The organism is Nocardiopsis sp. TSRI0078, from assembly GCF_001905145.1.
Lineage (GTDB): Bacteria > Actinomycetota > Actinomycetes > Streptosporangiales > Streptosporangiaceae > Nocardiopsis.
The window spans coordinates 88,502-113,249 of the sequence record NZ_LWLB01000012.1 but is presented as its reverse complement, the minus strand read 5'-3'; the positions used below and the strand labels follow the sequence as shown (position 1 = coordinate 113,249).

General features: G+C 72.9%; 21 protein-coding genes and 1 pseudogene. 12 read left to right on the top strand and 10 right to left on the bottom strand.

Annotation, left to right across the window (positions count from 1 at the left end):
- Positions 1 to 94 precede the first annotated feature (94 nt).
- Positions 95 to 814 (bottom strand): glycerophosphodiester phosphodiesterase, encoded by a 720-nt coding sequence (locus tag A6A08_RS10940; RefSeq protein ID WP_073702450.1) that lies wholly within the window; start codon positions 812 to 814, stop codon positions 95 to 97.
- 234 nt (positions 815 to 1,048) lie between these two features.
- Here A6A08_RS10940 and A6A08_RS10935 point away from each other — a divergent pair, with 234 nt between their 5' ends.
- Positions 1,049 to 1,819, top strand: coding sequence for a DeoR/GlpR family DNA-binding transcription regulator (locus tag A6A08_RS10935; protein ID WP_073702449.1), 771 nt, complete (start codon positions 1,049 to 1,051; stop codon positions 1,817 to 1,819).
- Positions 1,820 to 1,933: 114 nt separating this feature from the next.
- Here A6A08_RS10935 and A6A08_RS10930 read toward each other — a convergent pair whose 3' ends face one another.
- Both A6A08_RS10930 and A6A08_RS10925 read right to left on the bottom strand, forming a co-directional pair.
- On the bottom strand, positions 1,934 to 2,401 hold the full coding sequence (locus A6A08_RS10930; protein ID WP_073702448.1) for a VOC family protein: 468 nt from the start codon (positions 2,399 to 2,401) through the stop codon (positions 1,934 to 1,936).
- Positions 2,402 to 2,497: 96 nt separating this feature from the next.
- On the bottom strand, positions 2,498 to 3,757 hold the full coding sequence (locus A6A08_RS10925; protein ID WP_073702447.1) for an MFS transporter: 1,260 nt from the start codon (positions 3,755 to 3,757) through the stop codon (positions 2,498 to 2,500).
- Positions 3,758 to 4,022: 265 nt separating this feature from the next.
- Here A6A08_RS10925 and A6A08_RS10920 point away from each other — a divergent pair, with 265 nt between their 5' ends.
- The 3 genes from A6A08_RS10920 to A6A08_RS10910 are packed head-to-tail and all read left to right on the top strand — an operon-like array spanning position 4,023 to position 7,056.
- Positions 4,023 to 5,630, top strand: a complete 1,608-nt coding sequence (locus A6A08_RS10920; protein ID WP_073702446.1) for a sensor histidine kinase — start codon at positions 4,023 to 4,025, stop codon at positions 5,628 to 5,630.
- Between the two features lie 41 nt (positions 5,631 to 5,671).
- Positions 5,672 to 6,334, top strand: a complete 663-nt coding sequence (locus A6A08_RS10915; RefSeq protein WP_073702445.1) for a response regulator transcription factor — start codon at positions 5,672 to 5,674, stop codon at positions 6,332 to 6,334.
- A 32-nt stretch (positions 6,335 to 6,366) separates the two neighbouring features.
- Positions 6,367 to 7,056, top strand: a complete 690-nt coding sequence (locus A6A08_RS10910; protein WP_073702444.1) for a metal-dependent phosphohydrolase — start codon at positions 6,367 to 6,369, stop codon at positions 7,054 to 7,056.
- Positions 7,057 to 7,108: 52 nt separating this feature from the next.
- On the opposite strand, the gene A6A08_RS10905 is transcribed toward A6A08_RS10910, so the two are convergent.
- Both A6A08_RS10905 and A6A08_RS10900 read right to left on the bottom strand, forming a co-directional pair.
- Positions 7,109 to 7,390, bottom strand: coding sequence for a DUF4031 domain-containing protein (locus tag A6A08_RS10905; RefSeq protein ID WP_073702443.1), 282 nt, complete (start codon positions 7,388 to 7,390; stop codon positions 7,109 to 7,111).
- Positions 7,391 to 7,527: 137 nt separating this feature from the next.
- On the bottom strand, positions 7,528 to 8,001 hold the full coding sequence (locus tag A6A08_RS10900) for an Lrp/AsnC family transcriptional regulator (protein WP_073702442.1): 474 nt from the start codon (positions 7,999 to 8,001) through the stop codon (positions 7,528 to 7,530).
- A 203-nt stretch (positions 8,002 to 8,204) separates the two neighbouring features.
- On the opposite strand from A6A08_RS10900, the gene A6A08_RS10895 reads away from it, so the two are divergent.
- The 3 genes from A6A08_RS10895 to A6A08_RS10885 all read left to right on the top strand — a co-directional run bounded on the left by A6A08_RS10895 (position 8,205) and on the right by A6A08_RS10885 (position 12,063).
- Positions 8,205 to 9,134: a tryptophan 2,3-dioxygenase gene (locus A6A08_RS10895; protein ID WP_073702441.1), complete on the top strand. Its 930-nt coding sequence runs from the start codon at positions 8,205 to 8,207 to the stop codon at positions 9,132 to 9,134.
- Positions 9,135 to 9,231: 97 nt separating this feature from the next.
- A complete protein-coding gene (gene kynU / locus A6A08_RS10890; protein ID WP_073702440.1) occupies positions 9,232 to 10,470 on the top strand; it encodes a kynureninase in 1,239 nt (412 codons plus the stop codon).
- A gap of 696 nt (positions 10,471 to 11,166) precedes the next feature.
- Entirely contained in the window at positions 11,167 to 12,063 is an 897-nt protein-coding gene (locus tag A6A08_RS10885) for a hypothetical protein (RefSeq protein ID WP_073702439.1), read from the top strand.
- Between the two features lie 95 nt (positions 12,064 to 12,158).
- Here the strand turns inward: A6A08_RS10885 and A6A08_RS10880 are convergent, their stop codons facing one another.
- The 3 genes from A6A08_RS10880 to A6A08_RS10870 are packed head-to-tail and all read right to left on the bottom strand — an operon-like array spanning position 12,159 to position 15,625.
- On the bottom strand, positions 12,159 to 13,487 hold the full coding sequence (locus A6A08_RS10880) for a dihydrolipoamide acetyltransferase family protein (protein ID WP_199866898.1): 1,329 nt from the start codon (positions 13,485 to 13,487) through the stop codon (positions 12,159 to 12,161).
- Positions 13,484 to 14,512 (bottom strand): alpha-ketoacid dehydrogenase subunit beta, encoded by a 1,029-nt coding sequence (locus tag A6A08_RS10875; RefSeq protein WP_073702437.1) that lies wholly within the window; start codon positions 14,510 to 14,512, stop codon positions 13,484 to 13,486. The genes A6A08_RS10880 and A6A08_RS10875 overlap by 4 nt, the downstream gene beginning before the upstream one ends.
- Positions 14,513 to 15,625 carry a thiamine pyrophosphate-dependent enzyme gene (locus A6A08_RS10870; protein ID WP_073702436.1) on the bottom strand — a complete coding sequence of 371 codons (1,113 nt, stop codon included), beginning with the start codon at positions 15,623 to 15,625 and terminating at the stop codon, positions 14,513 to 14,515.
- A 134-nt stretch (positions 15,626 to 15,759) separates the two neighbouring features.
- Between A6A08_RS10870 and A6A08_RS10865 the strand changes: the two genes are divergently transcribed.
- Both A6A08_RS10865 and A6A08_RS10860 read left to right on the top strand, forming a co-directional pair.
- Entirely contained in the window at positions 15,760 to 16,197 is a 438-nt protein-coding gene (locus tag A6A08_RS10865; RefSeq protein ID WP_073702435.1) for an Lrp/AsnC family transcriptional regulator, read from the top strand.
- Between the two features lie 86 nt (positions 16,198 to 16,283).
- A pseudogene (locus tag A6A08_RS10860) lies at positions 16,284 to 17,069 on the top strand (PhzF family phenazine biosynthesis protein); the annotation flags it as partial.
- Between the two features lie 773 nt (positions 17,070 to 17,842).
- Here the strand turns inward: A6A08_RS10860 and A6A08_RS10855 are convergent.
- Positions 17,843 to 18,463 carry a hypothetical protein gene (locus tag A6A08_RS10855; RefSeq protein ID WP_073702434.1) on the bottom strand — a complete coding sequence of 207 codons (621 nt, stop codon included), beginning with the start codon at positions 18,461 to 18,463 and terminating at the stop codon, positions 17,843 to 17,845.
- A gap of 132 nt (positions 18,464 to 18,595) precedes the next feature.
- Here A6A08_RS10855 and A6A08_RS10850 point away from each other — a divergent pair, with 132 nt between their 5' ends.
- From A6A08_RS10850 to A6A08_RS10840, 3 genes are all read left to right on the top strand, one after another.
- Positions 18,596 to 20,347, top strand: a complete 1,752-nt coding sequence (locus tag A6A08_RS10850) for an ABC-ATPase domain-containing protein (protein WP_073702433.1) — start codon at positions 18,596 to 18,598, stop codon at positions 20,345 to 20,347.
- A gap of 374 nt (positions 20,348 to 20,721) precedes the next feature.
- A complete protein-coding gene (locus A6A08_RS10845; RefSeq protein ID WP_073702432.1) occupies positions 20,722 to 21,648 on the top strand; it encodes a proteasome assembly chaperone family protein in 927 nt (308 codons plus the stop codon).
- Entirely contained in the window at positions 21,645 to 22,796 is a 1,152-nt protein-coding gene (locus tag A6A08_RS10840) for a quinone-dependent dihydroorotate dehydrogenase (RefSeq protein WP_073702431.1), read from the top strand. Before A6A08_RS10845 ends, A6A08_RS10840 begins: the two co-directional genes overlap by 4 nt.
- A 260-nt stretch (positions 22,797 to 23,056) precedes the next feature.
- Here A6A08_RS10840 and A6A08_RS10835 read toward each other — a convergent pair whose 3' ends face one another.
- Entirely contained in the window at positions 23,057 to 24,598 is a 1,542-nt protein-coding gene (locus A6A08_RS10835) for a polysaccharide deacetylase family protein (protein WP_073702430.1), read from the bottom strand.
- Positions 24,599 to 24,748 lie beyond the last annotated feature (150 nt).

Sequence of the window (24,748 nt, the reverse complement as noted above, 5' to 3'; positions counted from 1 at the left end):
TCCCGGCCGGGATGCGACGGGTCAGCGCGGACATCGCCGGTTCCTGCGGGCCGTCCCCGGCGAACACCCGTGCGCGGGAACGCACCGGTCCGCCTCAGACCGGGTCGGGGGCCGGCTCCCCCCGCTCGCGGCCCGTGGTCAGCGACACCAGGTCCTCGATCCGCTCCGTGGCGAGCGCGTCCACGCCGATTCCCATCACGCGGGCCATCTCCGGGAAGTCGTTCACCGTCCAGGCCGTGACGAGACAGCCGGAACGGTGTATCTCCTCGACCAGTTCCCGGGTCAGCAGCGTGTAGTGCGTACCGAGGAAGTTCGGGCGCAGGGACCGGGTCACGTCCTCGGGAGGCATCCCCGGTTGGTCCCAGGCCAGCATCAGCCGGGCGTCGGGGCTGCGGGCGCGCAGCGCGCCGAGGGTCTCGGTGGAACCGGTGAAGAGCACCTGGTCGCCGAACCCGCGCCCGCGCAGCAGGGTGTCCGCGGCGAGCGCGGCCTCCGGCGCGCCGGCGTCCACCAGCAGGGGCGGGGGAGCGTCGCCCTCGAACTCGGCCAGGACCTCCAGGAGGGTGGGCACGCGCCGCTCCACGTCCTCGCGCGCGGCGGCCAGCTCGGCCAGGGTCAGCTCGCCCACGGGACGGGGAGGGGAACCGGGGGCGGCCGCGACTCGTTCGTCGATCAGGACGAGGTACCCGTCGAAGGTCAGGTGAACGTCGATCTTGACCAGGTCCGCCCCGGCGCGCGAGGCTGAACGCAGGGCCGGGAGGGTGTTTCCCGGGAAGCGTGCGGTGTCTCCGCGTAGTGCGATGGACAACGTCATGGTGCCAAGGGTGGCAAAGACTTCCGCTCCACGTGGTGTAAACAGGAAAAACGTCCGCCCGGGCGACACGGCCGGATCTCGCGCGAGGCGGCGGCGCGCACACGCGGCGCCGCGATTGCGAGCGGATTCACGCCCCGCGAGCGCCGACGCGCTGCGGCGAACTGGGAAACTTTGTTACACGGCGTCGTGACCGTACGGCGTTCCCATGGCCGTCCCCTGAGTGTGAGGCGAACGATGATTCCGGACCAGCGACGAGAGCACATCCTCAAGCTCCTCCAGGAGCGCCACGTGCTGAGCATCAACGAGCTCACGTCGATGCTGTCCGTGTCCCACATGACGGTTCGGCGCGACATCCAGGCGCTGGAGAACGACGGCAAGGTCCTGTCGGTCACCGGTGGGGTGCGTCTCGCCGCGCGGCTCAAGAGCGAGCCCTCCTACCTGGCCAAGGCCCAGCTGGAGGTGCCCGCCAAGCGGGCCATAGCGCGGGCCGCCGCCGACCTGGTCCGGGAGAACTTCACCATCTACCTGGACGCGGGCACGACCACGCTGCAGATGGTCCCGCTGCTGACCGACAAGGTCGGCCTGACCGTCATCACCAGCGACTTCAACGTCGTCGGCCACCTGATGGAGTACCCGGGGATCGAGCTGATCCACACCGGTGGCGTGGTCTCGCACTCGGACCACTCCTCGGTCGGCCGCTTCACCGCCGACTTCCTGCGCCAGGTGAACGTGGACCTGGCCTTCATCGCCAGCAGCTCCTGGGACGCCGAGCGCGGATCGACCACACCCTCGGAGGCCAAGGTGGTCGCCAAGCAGGCGCTGCTGCGGATCGCCTCCAAGAGCGTGCTCACCGTCGACAGCACCAAGTACGGCAAGTTCGGCACCTTCAGGGTGGCCAGCCTGGAGGAGTTCGACCTCATCATCACCGACGACAGGCTGCCGCGCTCCGCCGTGGACGACCTGGCCGAGCGCGACGTGCGGCTGAAGCTGGTCGGGGTGGAGTAGGGAGTTCCACGGGGCCGGGGGACGGACGGCTGCGGCGCGGCCGCCCCCGCCGTCACCCGCGCCGGGGCGCCCGTCCGACGGTGCGGGCCCCTGCCGTGGAGCCCGGCCGCGCCCTCAGCTGTCGTCGGCGTCGAGCTCGGCGCGGGCGAACAGGGCCAGTTCGGTGCCGTCCGGGTCGTAGAAGAGCAGTGTGGAGCCCTCCTCGCCGTGCATCACCGGAGAGTGCTCCACGTCCATCTCCGCGAAGCGCTCCTCCCAGGCCTCCAGTTCGCCCAGGTTGGCCACACCCAGGGTGAGGCGGTCCAGGCCGCAGTGCCTGCGGTCGAACCTGCCCTTGAAGTTGTCTCGGTGCTGTATGAGCGCCAGCAGCAGTCCCGAGGCCGGGTGCCGGCACTCGGTGCGCCGTGTGCCCTCGTGATCGCGCTTGCCCAGGACCTGGAAGCCCAGGACCGTGCGGTAGAAGCGCACACTCTCGTCGCGGTCGCGGACCGACAGAGTGACGCGGGCGAGCCCGTTGAGCTGTGGCACGGGCACCTCTTTGCGGCGGGGGCCGATGGTGGCCAGTAGGTCGAGCACGATCATCGAGCCTAGGTCGGAGTCTGAACGATGGGCGCCTCTTTAACGCGGGTTTAACGCCCGATGTTCCCGGGATCACCCTGTTCATGCAAGGTGCCCCTCTCAGCCCTCCTGCGCGGGTTCCGTCATCGCCTCGGGGGAGGGCGATCCGCCCTCCGTGGGGCCGTACCAGCGGGTGCGCATGGCCAGCGTGGCCACCGCGAAGGAGACCAGCCCGCCCAGGGTGGCCAGCGCGAACGCCCCCTGGTGGCCGTGGGCGCCGGCGAGGGCGCCCGAGACCGTCGACCCCAGCGCCTGGCCCAGGATCAGGCAGCTCAGGACGACGGCCATCGACTGGGACAGGCGGCTGGCCGGGGCGGCCCGCTCGATCAGCCCGAACAGGCTCACGATGTGCGGGCCGATCGCCGCGCCCAGCACGAAGACGGACACCGCCAGACCGACCGCGCCGTGGTCCAGGTACAGCGGCAGTGTGAGCAGGAACAGCGCGCCCGCCGCGACCCGGGTGCGCACCGTGAGAGCGAACCCCACGGGCAGGGAGGCCATCATCAGCCCCGCGGCGGCGCTGCTGGCGCCCATCACCGCGTACATCAGCCCGGACAGGTCGCCGTGCCCCGAGGCGGCGGCGAACGCGGTCACACCGGTGGACATGCCTCCGAAGAACAGGCCCTGGCAGAACATGGGGACGGTCAGTACCAGCAGCGCGGGCGTGGCGATGCGGCCCTCGGCGCCGGGGGCGGGAGGGGCTCCGGGCGGCGCGGTGGGGTGCAGGGCGAACGCGGCCCCGAAGAGGCCGATGAGCGCCGCGGCGCCCAGGACGCTCGCCGACGGTGAGAGGGCCACGGTGAGCAGGCCCACCAGCGCGGGGCCGAGGACGAAGGCGGCCTCGTCCAGCACTCCCTCGACCGACATGGCCGCCGCCAGCGAGCGCTCCCGCTGCACGCCGCGGTGCCCGGCCCGCCGGATCAGCACCACCCACCGCGTGCGGGCCATGGGGCCGATCTGGGGCATGCACATACCCGCCACGGCGGCCAGCGCGGCCAGGACGGGGGCGGAGGCCCCGGCCAGGACGGCGTAGACGAGCACGGTGATCAGTACGGCGTCCACGAGCGCGGTGACCAGCACGGGGACCCGCTGGCCGTGCCGGTCGGCGAAGCGGGCGATGACGGGGCCGCCCACGGTCTCGCCGAGGGCGAAGGCGCCGGTCACCGCACCGGCCGCGGCCACGCTGCCGGTCGTGGCGGTGACCAGTGTGAGCAGCCCGATCAGGGACATGGAGATGGGCAGGCGGGCCAGGAAGGTGGTCAGGAGCAGCGGCCATCCGGCGATGTCGTGCATGCGCCGCAGGGTCTGCAGTGGTGACATCCGTCCCTCGTCCTGTTGTGGTTCCCGCCTCCCGGATCCCAGCACGGCGGTGCGGCGCGGGCAATCGCGGGAGGGCCGAAATTCATCCCATGATATGGCCGGTTCCCGGCGGTGGGCCCGGTTCCCGCTCCCTCCTCCCCTTCGTGAAGCGCCCGGGGAAGGCCCGGCGGAGCCGGGGAGGACCGCGGGTTCCGACGGAGGGACGGAGCACCACCCTGACTTTCGGCAGTGCCGCCCCGCCGGCGGAGTGTGTAGGTTCACCGGCATGGATCTGTCCGAACCGCGCGCGTTCGTCCAGCGTGCACTGCGTCCCCTGGCGGGCTGGCCCACCAGGGGCGCCGTCCTGCGCGACGTGCTGTTCGGGGCCGCGATCACCGCCCTGTGCCTGGTGGAGGTCCTCTTCCGGTGGGCCTCCGGGCACCTGCCCGCCGACGAGGCGCTGGCCACCGCGGTGGCCAGCGCCGCGCTGACCGCCCTGGTCGTCGTGCTCGGCCGCCTCTACCCGCTGCTCTCCCTGGTCGTGGCCCTGCTCGGCTCGTTCTGGGTGTACGGCTTCAGCGTCCTGGTGCTCTGCGTGGCCTACCTGGTCGGGCGCCGCATGCCCGACGTGTGGTCCGCGGTGGCCCTCTTCGTCTCCGGCACCGTGCTGTGGCTGGCGGCGGCGGTCCTGACCAGGCCCGACGACGTGATGGTGTGGACCACCACCGTGAGCACCATGGTGTTCAGCGTCGTGCTTCCCTGGCTGGTGGGCGTCTACCGGCGCCAGCACGTCGCCCTGGCCACCGCGGGCTGGGAACACGCCAGGCAGCTCCAACGCGAGCACCGGCTCACCGTCGACCAGGTCCGGTTGCGCGAGCGCTCCCGCATCGCCCAGGACATGCACGACTCCCTGGGCCACGAACTCAGTCTCATCGCCCTGCGCGCCGGAGCGCTGGAGGTCACCCCCGACCTGGCGGAGGAGCACCGCCGCTCGGCCGCCGAGCTGCGCGCCACAGCCGTCACCGCCACCCAGCACCTGCGGGAGATCATCGGCGTGCTGCGCACCGAAGCCGAACCCGTCCCCATGTCCCCCGCGGACGAGGGCGTCGCCGCCCTGGTCGGCCGGGTCCGCGACTCCGGGATGCGGGTCGCCCTGGTACGCGACGGCGACACCGCCGGTCTGCCGTCGATGGTCGACCGGGCGGTCCACCGGGTCGTCCAGGAGTCGCTCACCAACGCCGCCAAGTACGCGCCCGGCTCCGAGGTGACCGTGTGGCTCACCGCGAACGGGGAGCGGGTGGAGGTCCGGGTGGTCAACTCCGCGCCCCGGGGGCGGCGTCCGAAGGCGGAGGAGGGCGGCAGGCGCGGACTCATCGGCCTGCGCGAGCGCGTCCGCCTGACCGGGGGCTCCTTCGCCGCCGGACCGGACGGCGGCGGAGGCTGGGAGGTCTGCGCGGTCATGCCGCTGGACGGCACCGTCGAGGCGGGGCCCTCGACGGAGGGCGGCGCCGAGATCGACCAGCTCCAGTCGGCCGCCCGGCGCAGGGTGCGCGGCTGGTCGCTGGCCCTGGTGCTGCTGCCGGTCATGGCGGCCGTGACGGTCGGCCTCGTCCTGGGCTGGATCACCGCCGGGAACATGGAGGAGACCGCGCTGGCCCCGGAGGAGTTCGCCGCCCTGAGGGTCGGGGACAGCCAGGCCGAGGTGGAGGAGGTGCTTCCGGCGGCCTCGATGTACGTGGACGCCCGGATGCTGGAGGAGGACGCCGTCCCCCCGGGCGCCACGTGCAGCTACTACCGCAGCGACACGGGGCTCTTCGCGGCCGAGACGGTCCTCTACCAGGTGTGCTTCGCCGAGGGGCGCCTGCTGACCAAGGGAGAGGCGCCGCTACGTTGACCAGGGACCCCCGAACCGGACGCCGCAAGGAGGGAACAGACGTGATCAGGGTGCTGCTCGCCGACGACGAGGCGATGATCCGCGCCGGTGTGCGGGCGATCATGCGCAGCGACCCGGAGATCGAGGTGGTGGCCGAGGCCGCGGACGGGCGCGAGGCCGTCGAGATGGTGCTCTCCCACCGCCCCGACGTGGCGCTGCTGGACATCCGGATGCCCCGGATGGACGGCCTCGCCGCCACGGCCGAGATCCGCAGGGCCGCGCCCTCCACCGCCGTGGTCATCCTCACCACCTTCGGCGAGGACGGCTACGTCTCCCAGGCGCTCGGCGGCGGCGCCAGCGGCTTCCTGCTCAAGGCCGGGGACCCGCGCGAGCTGATCAGCGGGGTGCACGCCGTCGCCGACGGCGGCGCCTACCTGTCCCCGCAGGTGGCGCGGCAGGTGATCGCCAGGTTCGGCGGGGCCCGGGCCGCCCGGGAGGCGGCCGCCGCGGCACGGATCGAGGAGCTCACCCAGCGCGAGCGCGAGGTGCTGGCCCTGGTGGGCGCGGGGCTGTCCAACGCCGACATCGCCGAGCGGCTGTTCCTGGTGGAGGGCACCGTCAAGAGCTACGTCAGCGCCATCCTCAACCGCCTGGAGATGCGCAACAGGGTGCAGGCGGCCATCCTCGCCTACGAGGCCGGGCTCGTGGACACCTCCCTCACCTGAGTCCGGAGCGACCGTGTGGGGAGAATGGGGACATGAGCTCCCACAGCCCCGGCGGTGCGCCGCCGAACCGGAAGGTCGAGGCCCGGATGGAGGCCGCCTGGCGCGAGCTCGCCGGGAACACCCCCGAGGCGGTCGCGGTCGGTGCCGAGCTCCTGGGCCGCTGGAGTGAGCCGCACCGCCGCTACCACACGCTCACCCACCTGGAGGCCACGCTGCGCGCGGTCGGCCTCCTGCGGAACGAGGCGCGCGACGCCGACCGCGTCCGCTACGCGGTCTGGTTCCACGACGCCGTCTACGAGGGGGTCCCCGGACGCGACGAGAGGGAGAGCGCGGAACTGGCCGAGCGGCTGCTGTCCCTGATGGGGGCCGGGCCCGCGTTCGCCCGCGAGGTCGCGCGCCTGGTCGGGGTGACCGCGACGCACCGGCCCGGCAGGTGGGACGCCGACGGTGCGGTGGTCTGCGACGCCGACCTGTCCGTGCTGGCCGCTCCGGCCGACGAGTACCTGGCCTACACGACGGCGATCCGCGCCGAGTACCGCCACGTTCCCGACGAGGAGTTCCGCGCGGGCCGCGCCGGGGTGCTGCGGTCGCTGCTGGAGGCGCCGCACCTGTTCCACACCCCGTTCGGGCGCGCGCACTGGGAGGCGCGCGCCCGGGTGAACATGCTCGCCGAGCTCGACCGGCTGGAGGCGCTGCCCCCGGAGGAGGAGCCCCCGCCCTGAGCGGGCCGCGCCTCGGGCGCAGCGGGGCCCGACCGACCCCGGCCCGGGATGCTCAGGCGCGGCCGCGTGCCCGTGCGGGCTTGGGCCGCCGCAGCCCCGACGCGCGCAGACGGGTGACCAGCTCGCGGCTGCCGACGTGCTCGGCGCCCAGCTCCAGGGCGCGTGCGTGCAGGTGCTCGGGGATGTCGTAGTGGTCGCGATCGAACGCGCGGGGGCCCACGCCGAGGGCGCGGGCGAAGGCGTGCAGCTCCTCGTGGGAGCGGTCGCTGACCAGATGGGCGAACAGCCAGCCGCGCGGTCCGGGCCAGAGGGGTGTGTCGATGAGAACGCTCACCACAGAACTCTAGTGGGGTGACCGGAAACTCTTGTCACACCGGCGACGTATCCGGTCAGCCCACTAGGCGAACCGGTGGGGCACGCGTTCTCGCGCGGGTCGGGCCCGCATGGGGCTTGCCCGGGGCGGACCGCCGCTCAGGGGCGCCCCGACACGGGCGCCGTCACGGCGCGCCAGGGCACCGGGCTGGACATGACCATGGTACTGGAGGGGCGGCCGTGTTCGGCGAGCCTGTCGATGACCTCCTCGAAGTGCTCCATGGAGCGGACCGCGATGAGCAGGACGCAGCAGTCGTCCCCGGTCACCCGGTGGACCTGGAGGATCTCCGGCAGCTCCAGCGAGGAGTGCTCGCGCAGCAGGCAGTGCGCGCCGAAGCACTCCATGCGCACCAGCGCGGTCACCGGCAGTCCCGCGGCGGCCGGGTCCACGTGCGCGTGGTAGCCGGTGATCACCCCGCGGTCGGTGAGGCGGCGTACGCGGTCGGCCACCGCGGGCGCCGACAGGTTCACCCGGCGGGACAGCTCGTTGTAGGACAACCGCCCGTCCTGCTGGAGCTCGGAGAGGATGCGCTGGTCAACGCTGTCCAACGGGGTCGCCAACCGTGAGGCCATGCTTTGTGCTCCCAAAGTCGAGGGGCGCTCTCACTTACGAATGCTAAATCAACGCCCGGATTGCGTGTCCGGTGACCATTCCTCTCGGGGGTGTGGCTGTCCGATGATGTGATCTCACACGTACGGTGCCGTGCGCGGGGGCGCTCCCTCCCCGCGGCGCCGTGACCGCACAGCCGCTCACACGAGTCCGACAAGGGGTTCCCATGCTCTCCACCACCGCCCAGCAGTGCCCGTACGCCGAGGAGGCCGATGCGGCCCAGGCGGCCCGGGCGCAGCGGGACGGGGTCGGGCAGGACGGATCCGGGCGGGACGGATCCGGGCAGGACGGACCGACCCTGTCCTTCGACCAGAACACCCCCTACGTCGACTACACCGGTATCGACACCCTGCTGGGCCTGCAGAGGCCGCGCACCGACGAGCCCGCCGAGTCCGCGTTCATCATCGCCACCCAGGTCATGGAACTGCTGTTCTCCCTCGTGCAGGAGCGTTGGGAGGCCGCCCGCGACGCCTTGGAGGCCGACGACGTGCCCGGCGCCCTGGCCTGGCTGCGCCGCGCGTGCAAGGCCCAGGACGTGCTCAACGACTCCTGGGGTCTGCTCGCCGACATGACGCCCACCGAGTTCAACCGCTTCCGCGACTCCTTCGGCGAGGCCTCGGGCTTCCAGTCCTACGGTTACCGCAAGCTGGAGTTCCTGCTCGGCAACAAGTCCGCCGCCATGATCCGCCCGCACAAGGCCATGAGCGGTGTCGTCGACCAGCTCACGGACCTGCTGGAGCGCCCCGGCCTCTACGACGCCGCGCTGCGCCTGCTGCACCGCCGCGGCCTGTCGGTCCCCGACGACCGGGCCGAGCGCGACTGGACCCGGCCCTACGAGCCCAGCGCCGAGGTCGAGGCGGCCTGGAAGGCCGTCTACGCCGACGACCACCCCGGCAACGACCTGTTCCTGCTGGCCGAGGCGCTGCTCGACGTCGCCGAGCGCGTGACCGGGTGGCGGCACCGCCACCTCGTCGCGGTCAAGCGCACGATGGGCGGCAAGACCGGCAGCGGCGGCTCCAACGGCCTGACCTGGCTGGCGCGCAACGCCGAGCAGGACGTCTTCCCCGAGCTGTGGTCCCTGCGCAGTACCATCTGACCCGCTCTTCGCACCCCCGTTCCCCGCGGGCCGCGGTTCCTCCGCGGCGCCGCCGGCCCGTGACCCCGTTCGCCCCGCCCAGAGGAAGCAGGACCCGATGATCCCCGCCACCCGTGAGGACTGCGTCGCGCTCGACGCGGCCGACCCCCTCGCCGCGTTCCGGGAGGAGTTCGTCCTCCCCGAGGGTGTGGTCTACCTGGACGGCAACTCGCTGGGCGCGCTGCCGCGCTCCACCCCCGGCCGGGTCGCCGACATGATCGAACGCGAGTGGGGGCGCGACCTCATCCGCAGCTGGAACGATGCCGGATGGTGGGACAAGCCGCGCACCCTGGGCGCCAAGATCGCACCGCTGGTGGGGGCCGGTTCCGACGAGGTGGTCGTCGGCGACGGCGCCTCGGCGAACCTGTTCAAGACCCTGGTCGCGGCGCTGCGCATGTCCGACCGCTCGGTCGTGCTGGGCGAACGGGGCAACTTCCCCACCGACCTGTACGTCACCGAGGGCGCGGTCGCCCTCGCGGGCGCCACCCAGCGGCGTGTGGACCCCGACGGTCCCGGGATGGCCGAGGCGCTGGCCGCGGGGGACGTCGCGGTCCTGCTGCTCAGCCACGTGGACTACCGCAGCGGCGTCCTGCGCGACATGCCGGGCATCACCCGCCTGGCCCACGAACACGGTGCCCTGGTGGTCTGGGACCTGTGCCACAGCGTGGGCGCGGTTCCCGTCGACCTGTCCGGAAGCGGCGCGGACTTCGCGGTGGGGTGCACCTACAAGTACCTCAATGCCGGTCCGGGCGCCCCCGCGTTCCTGTACGCTGCCCGGCGCCACCACGCCGTGGCCGACCAGCCGCTCAGCGGTTGGCACGGGCACGCCCGTCCGTTCGACTTCAGCCCCGGCTACGAGCCCGCGCCGGGGGTGTCGCGATTCCTGAGCGGTTCGCAGCCGCTGGTGGCCGACGCCGCCCTGGAGGCGAGCCTGGACGTGTGGGCCCGGGCGGACATGGAGCAGGTGCGCGCCAAGAGCCTGGCGATGACCGACCTGTTCCTGGACCGCGCGGCCAAGGCGGGGATCTCCTCGATCACGCCGTCGGAGCACGGGCGGCGCGGCAGCCAGGTCGCCCTGGTGCAGCCGGAGGAGGGTGCGGGGTACCCGATCGTGCAGGCGCTCATCGAGCGCGGCGTGATCGGCGACTTCCGGGCCCCCGACGTCATGCGGTTCGGGTTCACCCCGCTGTACCTGCGCTACGTGGACGTATGGGACGCCGCGGCGGCCCTGCTGGAGGTCGTGGAGACCGGCGAGTGGCGCCAGGAGCGCTTCGCCCGGCGCGCGCAGGTGACCTGACGCTCCTCGGCCGCCGCCGGGCGGGGGAGGGGCCCTTCCTCGGGAAGGCGCGCCCCCGCCCGGCGCCAGGAGCGCTCCGGCCGTCGTCGGCCTCCGCCGAACACCTGGGTGGCGTGGTCTTTGCCACCTTTGCCTGCGTTTGGCGTGGTCTGCTCAGGAATACCCCGATCTGCCGGTGTGTGCGCGGTTCCGGGCTACTCCGACCCGCCCGCGCGGGCGGGTGCCGTCGTATGACGAGGACCACGGAACGGACCCGCCCGCCGTCCTCGGGCGGGTCCGTAAACCCCTTCCCACAAGGGGTTTTTCGCTTTTCCGGACCCTTGTACGTCCCTATTCGTAACGTATTGCGGCAGACACGCAAAGTCATTTTACCCGCAAGGTCGCACGCTTTACTCAAAGGGTGGGTTAGGGTCCCTCGTGATCGGTTCGTTATTGCCTCTTGGCGAACCGATGCCGAGCCCTTGACCGGCCATGTGCCGCAAGGGAGTCGAGACCTCTTCCCGGGAACAGGGCCGCACGAATCCACGTGCCCGTGCCAGCGGAGACACCTCCCGTTCCCGCCCGTCCTCGCCGCCAGCGACGCGGGAGAACCCCTGTCATGACACGCCCTCGCGGGGGCGCACCCAGCGTGCCCGCGTACTCGGCGCGTCGTGTCCGCGGTCTTCTCGGCCCTGTCGTCAACCCGGCTTTCACTTCATGAGTAAAGACACTCCGATTCAGCACGGCGAAGTCACCGCGACCTATTTCTGGGACGACGGTTCCGGAATCAACGGAGACACGGGAGCCCCCGCGAGCGGGGAACCCATGCAGAAGGGCCTGTTCTCCAGCCCCAGTTGGCCGCTCGGCACCGAGGGCTACATCGTCTACGAGGGCAAGAAAGCCGAGTTCTTCATCGGCGACCGCGGTCCGGGCGCCCCCTCCCAGGGGTGTGACGTACTGCTCGACATGGACGGCAAGACCTTCGCCGAGATCACCGGCGAGACGTGGGACGAGTCCAGCTACACCGTGAGCGGTGGCAACGGCCACCTCGAGGTGGAGTACTACATCACCGAGTGGGGCGACGGCCACGGCACCGAGGGTGCCCCGCACCCCTTCCAGCAGCCCGGGAACAAGTGCGAGGACGCGGTCTCCCCGATCCCCGAGGAGGCCCTGCCCCAGGAGGAGCAGGAGTCCGCCGGGGAATCCGGGGAGAAGCCCTCGGAGGAGCCCTCGGAGGAGGCGACTCCCGAGAAGGACACCGACGGCGGCTCCGGGCAGGACGCCGCGAGGAAGGAGCAGACCGAGGAGGGCGCCGCCGACGACGGTGAGGGCGACGACGGCGGTGACGGCGGCGTGACCGCGGAGACCGCCGCCAACGACCTCTCCGGATTCCAGCTCATGGGCTCGGACGGGGTCATGGGCGGCACAGGGCTGCTGGCCCTGGCCCTCATCCCGGCCCTGCTGATCGCCCTGTTCTTCGCCTGGACCCGCCGCCCGACGGGCGCGCACGCCGGTGCCGACGACGAGGGCGGGCGCCTGACGGCCCCGAGCAGCGGACGCCACAGCCTGGGCTCGCGCCTGAGCTCCGTGGTCGACAGGCTGCGCGGCAGGTGACCATCCGCGGGGTCCTTCCGGGGAACCGTTCCCCGAAGGGCCCCGCGGAGCGGACGGGGCCGCGGCGGTGCGCCGCGGCCCCCGAACCGGCCGTCCTACACGTCGCCGAGCAGCAGGCGCGGGCGCTCCACGCAGTCCGCCACGAACCGCAGGAACCCGCCCGCCACGCCTCCGTCGCACACACGGTGGTCGAAGGCCAGGGTCAGTTCCGTCACGGGGCGGGGCACCACGTCCTCGCCCACCACCCATGGACGGCGCAGGATCCGGCCCAAGCCCAGGATCGCCGCCTCCGGGTGGTTGATGATCGCCGCGGAGCCGTCCACGCCGAACACGCCGTAGTTGTTCACTGTGAACGTCCCGCCGCGCAGGTCCTCCGGTGCCGACGTGCCCGCACGGGCGGCCTCGGCGGCCTCGCCCAGCCGTGCCGACAGCTCACGTGTGGTCGACCGGTGCGCGTCGCGCACCACCGGGACCACCAGGCCGCGCGGCGTCTGCGCCGCGAACCCCAGGTGCACGGCGTCGAAGCGCACCACCTCGCGGCGCCCGTGGTCGAAGTGCGCGTTCAGCTCCGGGAAGTGGGCCAGTCCCGCGACCGCGAACCGCGCCACCAGCGCCAGTACGCTCACCGGGCGGTCCGGCCCGGCCTCGTTCAACTCCCTACGCAGCTCCAGCAGGCCGGTCGCGTCCGCGTCCACCCACACGGTCGCCTCGGGGATCTCCCGGCGCGACCGCGAGAGGCGCTCGGCCATCTCCCGGTGTGCTCCGCGCAGCGGCCTGCGGTGGGTCCCCGGACGTTCCCGCGCGGGTCCGGGAGCGGCGGTCTCCCGTGCGGACGCGGACGCCGGCTCCCGTGCCGCGGCCAGCGACTCCACGTCCCGGCGCAGCACCAGGCCGCCCTCCCCGGTACCGCGTACCGAGGCCACGTCGATCCCGTGCTCGCGCGCCAGGCGCCGTACCAGCGGCGAGACCACGCGGACGCGCCCGGCCGGGGACGCGGGCGGGCCGCCGGTCGCCGTTGACCGTGGCGGCCCGTCCCGCCCGCGGGCGCGCCGACGCGGTGTCCGCGCGCCCGATCCCGTGCCGTAACCCACCAGGACGGCTCCCGAACCCGCTTCGGTGGCGGCGCCGTTGCCGCCTGCGGGTCCGGACCCCTCCCGGGCGTCCGGCACGGAGGTCTGTGCGGTACGCGGGGCGACGGTGAGCAGGGGAGCGCCGACCGCGACCACCTCGCCCACCGCGCCGTGGAGTTCGGTGACCGTGCCCGCGTAGGGACAGGGCACCTCCACGGAGGCCTTGGCGGTCTCCACCTCGGCCACGGGCTGGTCGACGGCGACCTCGTCGCCCACCGACACCAGCCAGGCCAGGACCTCCGCCTCGGCCAGCCCCTCGCCGAGGTCGGGCAGGGCGAAGACGCGCTCGCTCACCCGGGGCCTCCCTCCACCCACTCCGACTCCCACTGGAGCCGGTCCACCGCGGCCAGGATCCGTTCGGCGTCGGGCAGGTGGTACCCCTCCAGCCTCGGCGGGGGATAGGGGACGTCCAGCCCGCCCACCCGCAGCACCGGAGCCTCCAGGTAGTGGAAGCACCGCTCCGTGACGCGGGCGGCGACCTCGGCCCCGTACCCGCCGAACACCGAGGCCTCGTGCACCACCACGGCGCGGCCGGTGCGGCACACCGACTCCACGAGGACGGAGTCGTCGAGAGGGGCCAGTTGGCGCAGGTCCACGACCTCGATCGAACGCCCCTCCCCGGCCGCGGCCCCGGCCGCCTCCAGGGCGGTCTCCACCATCGGCCCGTAGGCGACGAGGGTCACGTCGGTGCCCTGCCGGCGCACCACCGGCCGGTCCATCGGCTCGGTGCGCACCGGCAGCTCGACGGCCTCCTTGGACCAGTAGCGGCGCTTGGGCTCCAGGAACACCACCGGGTCGTCGCAGGCGATGGCCTCGCGCAGCATCGAGTAGGCGTCCGCCGGGGTCCCGGGCGTGACCACGCGCAGGCCCGGGGTGTGGGTGTAGTAGGCCTCGGAGGAGTCGCTGTGGTGCTCCACCCCGCCGATCCCGCCGCCGTAGGGCACCCGGACGACCACCGGCAGCGGCACCGCGCCCCGGGTCCGGTTGCGCGTCTTGGCCAGGTGCGAGACCACCTGCTCGAAGGCCGGGTAGGCGAACGCGTCGAACTGCATCTCCACCACGGGGCGCAGGCCGTACATGGCCATGCCGATCGCCGTGCCCACGATGCCCGACTCCGCCAGAGGGGAGTCGAACACCCGCTCGTCGCCGAACTCCCCGTGCAGGCCGTCGGTGACCCGGAACACCCCTCCCAGCGGCCCGACGTCCTCGCCGTACACCACCACGTCCGGGTCCCCGGCGACCGCGTCGCGCAGGGCCCGGTTGAGGGCCGCGCCCATCGACACCTCGGCGGGCGCGTCACCACCGGGGGCACGCGTCATTCAGACCTCCCGCAGCTCGGCGGCCAGCTCGCGGCGCTGCCGGTCCAGCAGGGGCGGGACCGTGGAGTAGACGTCGGTGAACAGGGAGTCGGGGTCCGGCGCGTCCTCCCCGGCCATGCGCTCGCGCACGAGGGCGGCGACCCTCTCGGCGTCGGCGCCGAAGGAGGCCAGGACCCGGTCCGTCTCCTCGGCGTCCCCGAGTACGCCCTCCGCGCGCAGCAGGGCCTCCGTGCGCAGCAGCGGGTCGCGTTCGACCCAGTAGGCGACCTCGGACTCGTCCCGGTAGCGCTGCGGCGCGTCGGAGTTGGTGTGCGGGTCCACCCGGTAGGTGACCGCCTCGACGATGGCGGGCCCGCCCCCGGCCCGGGCCTCGGCCAGTGCCCGGGAGACCACGGCGTGCACCGCGGCGGCGTCGTTGCCGTCCACGTGGTAGCCCCTCATCCCGTAGCCGATCGCCTTGTGCGCCAGGGTCGGGGCGGCGGTCTGCCGGCGCAGGGGCACGCTGATCGCCCAGTGGTTGTTCTGTACGAGGAAGACCACGGGGGTGTTCCACACGGCGGCGAAGTTGTAGGCCTCGTGGGCGTCGCCCTCGCTGGTGGCCCCGTCGCCCATCAGCGCGAGGGCGGCCACGTCGTGGCCCTTGCGGCGCGCGGCGTAGGTCAGCCCCACCGCGTGCGAGGCGTTCGTGGCCAGCGGGGTGCACTGCGGCGCGCAACGGTGGCGGCGGGGGTCGTACCCGGAGTGCCAGTCGCCGCGGAAGAGGGTCAGGACCTGTGCCGGGTCGACCCCGCGGGTGATGAGGGCGACGCTGTCGCGGTAGCTGGGAAAGAGCCAGTCCTGTTCCGACAGGGCCAGCACACCGCCGACCTGGGCTGCCTCCTGCCCCGTCGAGGACGGGTACACGGCGAGGCGGCCCTGGCGGGCGAGTGTGCCGGCCTGCTGGTTGAAGCGGCGTCCGATGACCATCGCGCGGTGGAGGTCGGCGAGCCGGGCGGGGTCGGGAGCGGTGAACAACGGGTGTTCCACACGCCGGCCGTGCCGGTCCACGAGGCGCACGGGCTCCGTCGAGGGGAGTGGAGGAGCCTGACGAGATCGCTCATCGGTGTGCTTCATGTCTTGAATATGAGGTGAATAACCCCATATTGTCGATATCCCTACGCCGATGCTGGACGAACTGCCCAGTAGTGCGGCCCGGCGACCCGGATGTTCTCATTCGATCATCGTGTGAGCGGTATGAGGTAAGACACATGGCCGTGCAGTTGGACGACACCGACCGTCGCATCATCTCCCTGCTCCGCGACGACGGACGCATGTCCATCCGCGCGGTCGCCGAACAGGCGCACATCTCCCGCGCCAACGCCTACTCCCGCCTCGAACGCCTGCGCGGCGAGGGCGTCATCCGCGGGTTCACCGCCGTCATCGACCCCGAGAAGTACGGCACGGCCCTGTCCGCCTACGTGTCCGTGCGCATCGAACAGCACTCCTGGGAGCGCTTTCGCGGCTACCTGCGCGACATCCCCGAGGTCGACCACGCCGCACTGGTCTCGGGGGACGTCGACCTGCTCCTGCTGGTCCGCGTGACCGACGCCGCGGCCCTGCGCACCTTCGTCCTCGAACGCCTCCAGCGCCTCCCCGAGGTGAAGAGCACGCAGACCATGTTCATCCTCGACGAGCCGCCCCTGTAGGGGCCTCCCGGGCACCGCGGGAAAGGGTCCACCGCGCCGCCGACCGGACCTTGGCGCGCCCCCGGGGCACTCCTAGTCTTGGCCCCATGCCTGAGTACCGCGTGGTCGACGCCTTCACCGACCGGCCCCTGGCCGGGAACCCCGCCGCCGTCCTGGTCCTGGACGGGGACTACCCCGACAGCTGGGCGCAGGGGGTGGCCGCCGAGTTCAACCTGTCCGAGACCGCCTTCGTCCGTCCCGTGGACGAGGAGGGCGCCGACTACGAGCTGCGATGGTTCACGCCCACCGTCGAGATCGACCTGTGCGGGCACGCGACCCTGGCCACCGCCCACACCCTCGCCGAACGCGGACTCCCCGGCCCCTACCGCTTCACCACCCGCAGCGGCGTCCTCACCGTGACCGAGCGCGACGGGCGCCTGTGGATGGACTTTCCCGCCAAGCCCCCGAAGCAGGTGGACGCGCCCGCGGGACTGGCCGAGGCCCTGGGCGCCGAGCCCCTGTGGGTGGGCCTGGGCGGGGAGGACGACCTGCTGGTCGAACTCGCCGACGAGGGCACCGTGCGCGGCCTGGCCCCCGACACGGCCGCGCTCGGCCGACTGCCGTACCACCTGGTGATCGCCACCGCCCGCGGTGGCGACGGCCCCGACTTCGTCTCCCGAGTCTTCGCCCCCAACGTCGGCGTTCCCGAGGACCCGGTCACCGGCAGGGCGCACACCGTACTCACCCCGTTCTGGGCCGAGCGCCTGGGCCGGAGCGCGCTGACCGCGCACCAGGCCTCCGCGCGCGGCGGCGACCTGCTCCTGGAGGACCGGGGCGAGCGCGTGCTGATCGGCGGCCGGGCGGTGTCCGTCGCCACGGGGACCCTGCACATCCAGGCGGAACGCGACCGGCGGGAGGAACCCTCCGCGGAGCGGTGGACCACCAAGGAGGAGATCGTCGCCGTCCGCGAGCGCCTGGAGGCCGAGCACCCGGACTGGCGGAGGCCCGCCGCCTACGGGGTCGGCCTCGTACGCGGCGGGCGGACGGTGTTCGCGCTGGCCAACAAGGGCGGCAACCACCTGCCCGCGGTGGTCCTGGCCCGGGCGGTCGGTCACCGGCGCGGCACCGCCAGCCACCCCGTCTCCGCCGACCAGCTGGGGGCGGCCGTGGCGGAGCTGGCCCCGGCGGAGGCGTGCACGGAGTTCGAGCACCCCAACCTGCACCACTGGCGGGAACTGCTCGACCGGGTCGCCGACGGAGGAGGGGAGCTCGTCGCGGTGTTCGTCGACGATCTCGCCGACGAGCCCGTGGACGACCACGACCGGGCCCTGCGCGTGGCCCTGGAGGGGTGAGGGGCCCGGTCCGCAGGGCCGACCAGGCACAGCCATCGCCGGAAGGGTTCCTGTGACCGTCGAAAGCGCACCTCGGGCCGACGAAATCCGGGTTTTCCCCGCGCATGGCCCCGACTTCCGGTAAAACTGAACCGAGGCACCTCCCCACCCCTCCCGGGGAGGTGCCCGCCGCACTCCCCGGTGCACCCCCTTGGCACCGGAGGAGCGTGTGGCGCACCCCCGAGAGATCGGCCCCGGCACCCCCCGGGGCCGGTTTCGTCCTCCGGGTCCCTCCGCCGCCCCGGGCGCGCGGGTACCGGGAGAGCGCTTCCTCGTCACGGCAGGGGCTTGGTGATGTGCAGGTCCGCGTCGAGTCTGGCGCGCAGGACGGGCCCCATTCCCGGGGCGTGGTGCCCGGCCCAGCGCTCCACGAGGGTGAGGAAGGCGGTCATCTCACGCTGCGCGGACCGCAGCAGACCGGGCAGTTCGGCGAGGGGGAGTACGAGGGGTACGCCCGTGGCATCGTCCTCGTCGGGCCAGATCCGTACGGTGTCACCGTGGTGCTCCATGCGTGGATCGGGCGAGTGCCCCGTCCAGGGCAGATCGCCGTCCAGGAGGAAGAGCCACTCGCGCCAGTCCTCCAGGCCGCAGCAGCAGCCCGGGGACAAGGTGATCCCGTTTCCGGTGTGCCGGAGGCGCAGGCCGCCGGGAGCGATGGACGGCTCCTTGGCGAGGGCGCGGCGGAGGTAGTCGACCGTGGTCGGCGCCGACGCGAGGGCCTCGCCGTCCTCGTCGTCGTGGTTGCGGTCGGCCCACGCGGCCAGGGCCGTGCCCACCTCGGCCGGAGCCAGGTTTCCGGAGAGCACGGACGCGCGGCCGGCGGGGATCCGGGCCGTCGGCCACAGGTCGAAGCCGGGAGCGGGACGGGCGTCCAGGATCACATCCATCATCAGCATGCGCTCAGTATCCGGGAAGCGCTCCCCGCGCCGTCTGCCGGTGCCCCGGGTCGTCCACAGGCCCTCTGCGGAGGATCCGCGAAACGCCTAACCTGGCCGGAGCAGCAGAAGCGACACCCCAGGGGGACAGTGATGACGGGACGGTACGGGGGCGGCCAGGGGCGCCGGTACGGCGGCGGAGGAGGCCGCGGCGGCGGGCGCAAGCCCGAGCCCGAGCCCATCCGCGGCGTCCGCGACGACGCCAGGCTCTCCAGTGAGCTGCTGCGCATGGACGGGGCCTCCTACGGGCGCTACAAGTCCCTCAAGGGCGACTGGGACTTCGGCGACTTCACCCTGACCGTGCAGCGGGTCCAGTCCGACCCGTTCGCACCGCCCTCGCGCGTGCGGGTGCTCGTCCCGGACGCCGGCATCCCCAAGAGCGCCTGGGGCGACCCGGTGCGCCGCCGCGCCACCGCCGACTACCTGGGGCGGCGCGCCCGCAGACTGCTGCGGGGGTCGCTGCTCAAGATCGACACCGGCGGCCAGGAGGTCATCGAGCGATCCTCCTGCCAGCTCACCGACGGCGGTATCGACCTGCGCATCGGTATCGACCTGCCCGGCCACGGCCGCCGCATCGACGGCCGCACCGCAGAACGCGAGCTGTGCCGGACCCTGCCCGACCTGGTCGACGACCTGGACTGGGAGGAGATCGACGCCGAGGAGGCCGTCGCCTTCGCCGACACCGTCGCCGACACGGTCGCCCTGCGCGCCCAGCTCGCGGAGCGGAGACTGGTCGCCTTCGTCGCGGAGGGAGCCGTCCTGCCCCGGCGCAGCGGCGTCAGCGACGAGCCCATGACCCGGGGCGCCGTGCCCTTCAGCCCGCCCGAGAGCCTGAGGGTGAGCGTCGACCTGCCGCACCGGGGCACCGTGAGCGGCATGGGTGTCCCCGAGGGCATCACCCTCATCGTCGGAGGCGGCTTCCACGGCAAGTCCACGCTGCTGCACGCCCTGGAGCGCGGCGTCTACGACCACGTGCCCGGGGACGGACGCGAACTCGTGGTGACCAGGGACGACGCCGTCAAGATCCGTGCCGAGGAGGGCCGACGGGTCGAGCGCGTGGACGTCAGCCCCTTCGTGCGCAACCTGCCCACCGGCGCGGACACGGGCGACTTTCGCACCGAGAACGCCTCGGGGTCCACCTCGCAGGCCGCCAACATCTGCGAGGCCGTGGAGGCGGGGTCGCACACGCTGCTGGTGGACGAGGACTCCACCGCCACCAACCTGATGATCCGCGACGAGCGCATGCAGGCCCTCGTCCACGGCGACCGCGAGCCCCTGGTCCCGTTCATCGACCTCGTCCGGCCCCTGTACCGCGAGCACGGCGTCTCCACGGTCCTGGTCATGGGCGGCAGCGGCGACTACTTCGACGTCGCCGACCAGGTGGTCATGCTCGACGCCTACCACCCGCACGACGTCACCGAGCGGGCCCGTGAGCTGGCCCACGAGCGCGTCGACGCCGACTTCACCCTGCCGCGCGCCCGGGTGGTCGACCCCGCCTCCGTGGACGACACCACCTCGCGCGGCCGGGGAAAGATCAAGCGCCGTGACACGGACGTGCTGGTGTTCGGCGAGAGCGACATCGACGTGCGCGCGATCGAGCAGTTCGCCGACCCCGGCCAGATCACCGGGGCCGGCCTCGCCCTTCGCGAACTCGTCGGCGGCCGCCACCTGGACGGCGCCCGTACCCTCGCCGAGGCGCTCGACTCCCTGGAAGAGGCCCTGGACAGGAAGGGTGTCACGCTGCTGGGCTCCGATTTCGGCGGGGACTACGTCCTGCCGCGCCGGTACGAGGTCGCCGCCGTCCTCAACCGGCTGCGCTCCCTGCGTGTGGCCGACCTGCGCTGACGGAGAAAGGCCCCGCTGTGGCGGGGCCCTTCGGGTGTGGGGGTGGTTCCACGGCTCGGTTCTGGGGGGCGGATCCCACCGATCCGGTGTGGGGGGAGGGTGTGGGGGTGTGAGGGTGGTCCCACGGCTCGGTCCTGGGGGGCCGGCTCCCACCGATCCGGTGTGGGGGGCGGATCCCACCGATCCGGTGTGGGGGGAGGGTGTGGGGGTGTGAGGGTGGTCCCACGGCTCGGTCCTGGGGGAACCGGATCGGTATTGTGGAAAAGCAGGGCACAACACCCCAGGCAGCACCAAGCCGGGCCCACCCGGCCGTGTTCCGGCCACCGGGTGAACGCGGACCCTGCGGCCCCGACCCTTTTGGAGACGAGAACCCGGTGCGTGATTCCGCAGACCTGTACGAACTCCACCCTGGCTTCGACGACGTCGCCGGGCTGGCGATGCTTGTCTGTCTGGACGGCTTCGTGGACGCCGGACACACCGGACGCCAGATGGTCACGTCGCTGTTCGAACGGTTCACCGCGGAGGAGGTCGCGACCTTCGACACCGACCGCCTCGTGGACTACCGGTCGCGCCGTCCGACGATGACCTTCGTCGAGAACACCTGGACCGCCTACGACGCGCCCAAGCTGGCCCTGTACCGGATGCACGACGAGGAGGACGCCCCCTTCCTGCTCCTGCACGGCCCGGAGCCGGACCGCGAGTGGGAGGCCTTCGCCGCCGCCGTCGAGCGACTCGTCAACCACTTCTCCGTCACGCTGTCCATCAGCACCCACGGCATCCCCATGGCCGTTCCGCACACCCGGCCGGTCACGGTCACCCCGCACTCCACCCGCCCCGAGCTGGTCGAGGGCCACACCCCGTGGATCGGCCGCGTCGAGGTGCCCGGCAGCGCCACCGCGCTGCTGGAGTACCGGCTGGGGGAGAGCGGCCACGACTTCGTCGGCTACGCCGTCCACGTGCCCAGCTACCTGGCCCAGTCCCAGTATCCGCGTGCCGCCATCGCCGCCACCGAGTACGTGGCCGGGGCCACGGGCCTGGCGCTGCCCACCAGCGGACTGGAGGAGGCCGCCCGGACGACCGACGTCGACATCGCCGAGCAGGTCGCGGCCTCCGAGGAGGTCCAGCGTGTCGTGGCCAACCTGGAGCGCCAGTACGACGACATCATGTCCTCGCGGACCGACCCCGAGGAGCGTCCCACGCTCCCGCTGGCCGACGACGAGGCCAAGCTGCCCACCGCCGACGAGCTCGGCGCGGAACTCGAACGCTACCTCGCAGAGCGCGAGGGCGACGGAAACGGATGACCGTGCTCTACCAGATTGTCTTCCGATCGGTCCTGCGCCACATGGACGCGGAGAAGGTCCACAAGCTCAGCTTCGCCGCGTTGCGCGGTGTGGCCGCCCTCCCCGGCGTCGCCGCCGCGATGGGCAGGGTGCTCGGGCCGCGTGAGCCGGAGCTGACCGTGCACGCCCTGGGCCGGGAGTTCCCCGGCCCGCTGGGACTCGCGGCGGGCTTCGACAAGAACGCGGAGAGCCCCTCCGGGCTGGCCGCGCTCGGCTTCGGCTTCGTGGAGATCGGCACCGTCACCGCCCAGCCCCAGCCGGGCAACCCCAAGCCGCGCCTGTTCCGGCTGGTGGAGGACCGCGCGATCGTCAACCGGATGGGCTTCAACAACGAGGGGTCGGCCCTGGTCGCCGAGCGCCTCCACCACCGGCGCGGCGGACGCCGCCCCGTGCTCGGCGTCAACATCGGCAAGACCAAGGTGACCCCCGAGGCGGAGGCCCCCGCCGACTACGCCGTCAGCGCCCGGCGCCTGGCCCGCTACGCCGACTACCTGGTGGTCAACGTCAGCTCGCCGAACACGCCGGGGCTGCGCAACCTCCAGGGCGTGGAGCAGCTGCGCCCGCTCCTGGCCGCCGTGCGCGGGGCCCTCGCCGAGTCCGGCCACCCGGACCTGCCCCTCCTGGTCAAGATCGCCCCGGACCTCGCCGACGAGGACATCGACGCCGTCGCCGACCTCGCCCTCGCCGAGGGCCTCGACGGCATCATCGCCACCAACACCACCATCTCCCGCGAGGGCCTCACCGCCTCCGCCGACCAGGTGGAGGCGGCCGGTGCGGGCGGACTGTCCGGGGCCCCGCTCAAGCGGCGCTCCCTGGAGGTGCTGCGCCGCCTGCGCGCCCGCGTGGGCGACCGCGTCACCCTGGTCGCCGTCGGCGGTATCGAGACGCCCCAGGACGCCTGGGCCCGCATCCGCGCCGGCGCCACCCTCGTGCAGGGCTACACCGGCCTCATCTACGGCGGCCCCCTCTGGCCCCGCCGCATCCACCGGGGCCTCGCCCGGCTGGTCCGCGCCTCCGGCTACCGCTCCATCGGCGAGGCCGTCGGCGCCGACGTCCCCGCCCCGGCGGACACCGGCCGGCGGCCGGACTCCGCAGCCTCCGGCGGTTAGGGCCTGCTTCTTCGGACCGGGTCCTTTTCGCCCATGGGGTTGTTCGGGCGCCCGCGGGGCTCGGGAGGCGGCGCGGGCGACGGGCGGGCCGCCGCCGTAGGCGCCGGGGGCTCCCGCTCCCGGGGCGAGCCGGACACGGACCGAAGCGCGGCGGAAAGGCCCCGAAGAACGCTCCCCAGCCCCGTCGCGCGGCGCGGGAGGGCGGGGCGCCGGCCCTCCTCCGAGGGCGGTCGCCCACCCCGCGGCCTTCGCCGCGACCGTCAGGCCAGGCCCTCGGGCGGGTAGCTCTCACCGATCTCCGGGCCACCGTAGACCTGGCTGACGGTCGCGAACGCGTACCCCTGCCCGCGTAGCCGCTCGATGATCTCCGGGACCGCCGCCAGGGTCGGTGACAGGGTGTCGTGCAGCAGCACCACCGCGCCGGGCTCGGCCTGCTCCACCACGCTCTCCACGATCTCGTCGCGGCTCGTGTCGGTCCAGTCCTCGCTGTCCTGGCTCCACAGGATCTCGGCCATGCCCTGCCTGCCGATCTCTCCCAGCACCTTCGGCGAGCTGTCCCCGAACGGCGGCCGGAACAGCTTCACGGTGTGCCCCGTCTGGCGGCGTACCATCGCGCTCACCGCGGCCACCTGACCGGCCAGCTCCTCTCCGGCGAAGTGCTTCGGCATGTGCTCGTGCAGGTCGTTGTGGCTGCCGATCTCGTGACCCTCGGCGTAGGCGCGCCGCAGCACACCGGGCCGGGTCAGGGTCGGGTCGCCGTTCAGGAAGAACGACGCCCTCACGTCCTCCTCCGCCAGCAGGTCCAGCAGGTGCGGTGTCGCCCTGGCCGGGCCGTCGTCGAAGGTCAGGGCGATGCACTTGTCCTTCGCGCAGTCCACGCCCGGGGCGCCGGCCGAGACCACCCCCGGCACCGCCGGGGGAGAGTCCGGTTCGGTGACCGGAGCCTTGACGGCCAGCACGGGCTCCTCGGCCAGCGACGCCTTCCGCGCCCGCCCACCCAGGTCGGACAGCAGCGGCAGGGCCTGCTCCGAGGGCACGACCGCGACCATCCGGCCCGGTTCCGACGTCGGCGGGTGGCCCTCCACGACAGGGGACAGGTGCCCGTCGTCGAACTCCACGACCAGGTCACCGTCGGTGTTGAACCCCATCGAGTCGTACGTGCGCATCACCGGGTGCAGGCCCTCCACGTCCACGTCCTCCTCGTCGGCGAACGCCTCGCGCACGATCCCGTTGAGCCTCTCCAGCGCCGCGTCGTCGGCCAGCAGTTCCGTCGCGTACGCGGTGTGGCCGGTGGACACGTCGTACCAGTACGTCCCGTATCCCTGGCGCAGCCCGTGGTAGTCCTCCTCGGTCCGGACCAGGCGCACGCCCAGCACGCCGTGCCCGGCGGCGACCACCTCCCACCCGATCTCCAGGCTCACCGGTTGCCGGCTGCCGCCGCGGAAGTCCCGTACCTCCTGGTCCACCTGCGCGGCCAGCCCCTGGGCGAAGGGCTCGGCCCCCTCGAACCGCGGGTAGGCGACGTCGACCTCCAGGCCCTCGGGCTTGTACGGGTGGTCCCCGAAGTCGTCCGCCTCACCCCGCCACTCGGTGACCTTCCCACCCGGCGCGTCCAGCAGGACCGTGATCAGCTCCGGGCCCTCGGTCCCCGATGTGGCCTCCTGGGCACCGCAGGACGTCAAGGGCAGGACCAGCGCCACCAGCACGGCCGCGGTCCGCCGGGGTCTGCGCTCCCGCGGTCCGCGCCCTTCGCCCACCGGACACCTGACGGTCTCGCTCGGATGAACTCGGGTCGACGACAACACCGGACTCCCTCATCCCTGTGCGGGTGCTAACGCGGCTGCTGGGAGCAACATAGAGGACGCGGTGCCCGGTCCCGTGGAGGTGACCGCATGCGGTCACCTCCACGGGAGGGGGAGGCGCCTGGGACGCGCTTGTCCCCCGCCCGTTCA

Bases quoted from the DNA above. Each gene is read 5' to 3' on its own strand.
- A6A08_RS10940 (WP_073702450.1), bottom strand. From the start codon at position 814: ATGACGTTGTCCATCGCACTACGCGGAGACACCGCACGCTTCCCGGGA.
- A6A08_RS10935 (WP_073702449.1), top strand. From the start codon at position 1,049: ATGATTCCGGACCAGCGACGAGAGCACATCCTCAAGCTCCTCCAGGAG.
- A6A08_RS10930 (WP_073702448.1), bottom strand. From the start codon at position 2,401: ATGATCGTGCTCGACCTACTGGCCACCATCGGCCCCCGCCGCAAAGAG.
- A6A08_RS10925 (WP_073702447.1), bottom strand. From the start codon at position 3,757: ATGTCACCACTGCAGACCCTGCGGCGCATGCACGACATCGCCGGATGG.
- A6A08_RS10920 (WP_073702446.1), top strand. From the start codon at position 4,023: ATGGATCTGTCCGAACCGCGCGCGTTCGTCCAGCGTGCACTGCGTCCC.
- A6A08_RS10910 (WP_073702444.1), top strand. From the start codon at position 6,367: ATGAGCTCCCACAGCCCCGGCGGTGCGCCGCCGAACCGGAAGGTCGAG.
- A6A08_RS10900 (WP_073702442.1), bottom strand. From the start codon at position 8,001: ATGGCCTCACGGTTGGCGACCCCGTTGGACAGCGTTGACCAGCGCATC.
- A6A08_RS10895 (WP_073702441.1), top strand. From the start codon at position 8,205: ATGCTCTCCACCACCGCCCAGCAGTGCCCGTACGCCGAGGAGGCCGAT.
- kynU (WP_073702440.1), top strand. From the start codon at position 9,232: ATGATCCCCGCCACCCGTGAGGACTGCGTCGCGCTCGACGCGGCCGAC.
- A6A08_RS10885 (WP_073702439.1), top strand. From the start codon at position 11,167: ATGAGTAAAGACACTCCGATTCAGCACGGCGAAGTCACCGCGACCTAT.
- A6A08_RS10875 (WP_073702437.1), bottom strand. From the start codon at position 14,512: ATGACGCGTGCCCCCGGTGGTGACGCGCCCGCCGAGGTGTCGATGGGC.
- A6A08_RS10870 (WP_073702436.1), bottom strand. From the start codon at position 15,625: ATGAAGCACACCGATGAGCGATCTCGTCAGGCTCCTCCACTCCCCTCG.
- A6A08_RS10865 (WP_073702435.1), top strand. From the start codon at position 15,760: ATGGCCGTGCAGTTGGACGACACCGACCGTCGCATCATCTCCCTGCTC.
- A6A08_RS10855 (WP_073702434.1), bottom strand. From the start codon at position 18,463: ATGCTGATGATGGATGTGATCCTGGACGCCCGTCCCGCTCCCGGCTTC.
- A6A08_RS10850 (WP_073702433.1), top strand. From the start codon at position 18,596: ATGACGGGACGGTACGGGGGCGGCCAGGGGCGCCGGTACGGCGGCGGA.
- A6A08_RS10840 (WP_073702431.1), top strand. From the start codon at position 21,645: ATGACCGTGCTCTACCAGATTGTCTTCCGATCGGTCCTGCGCCACATG.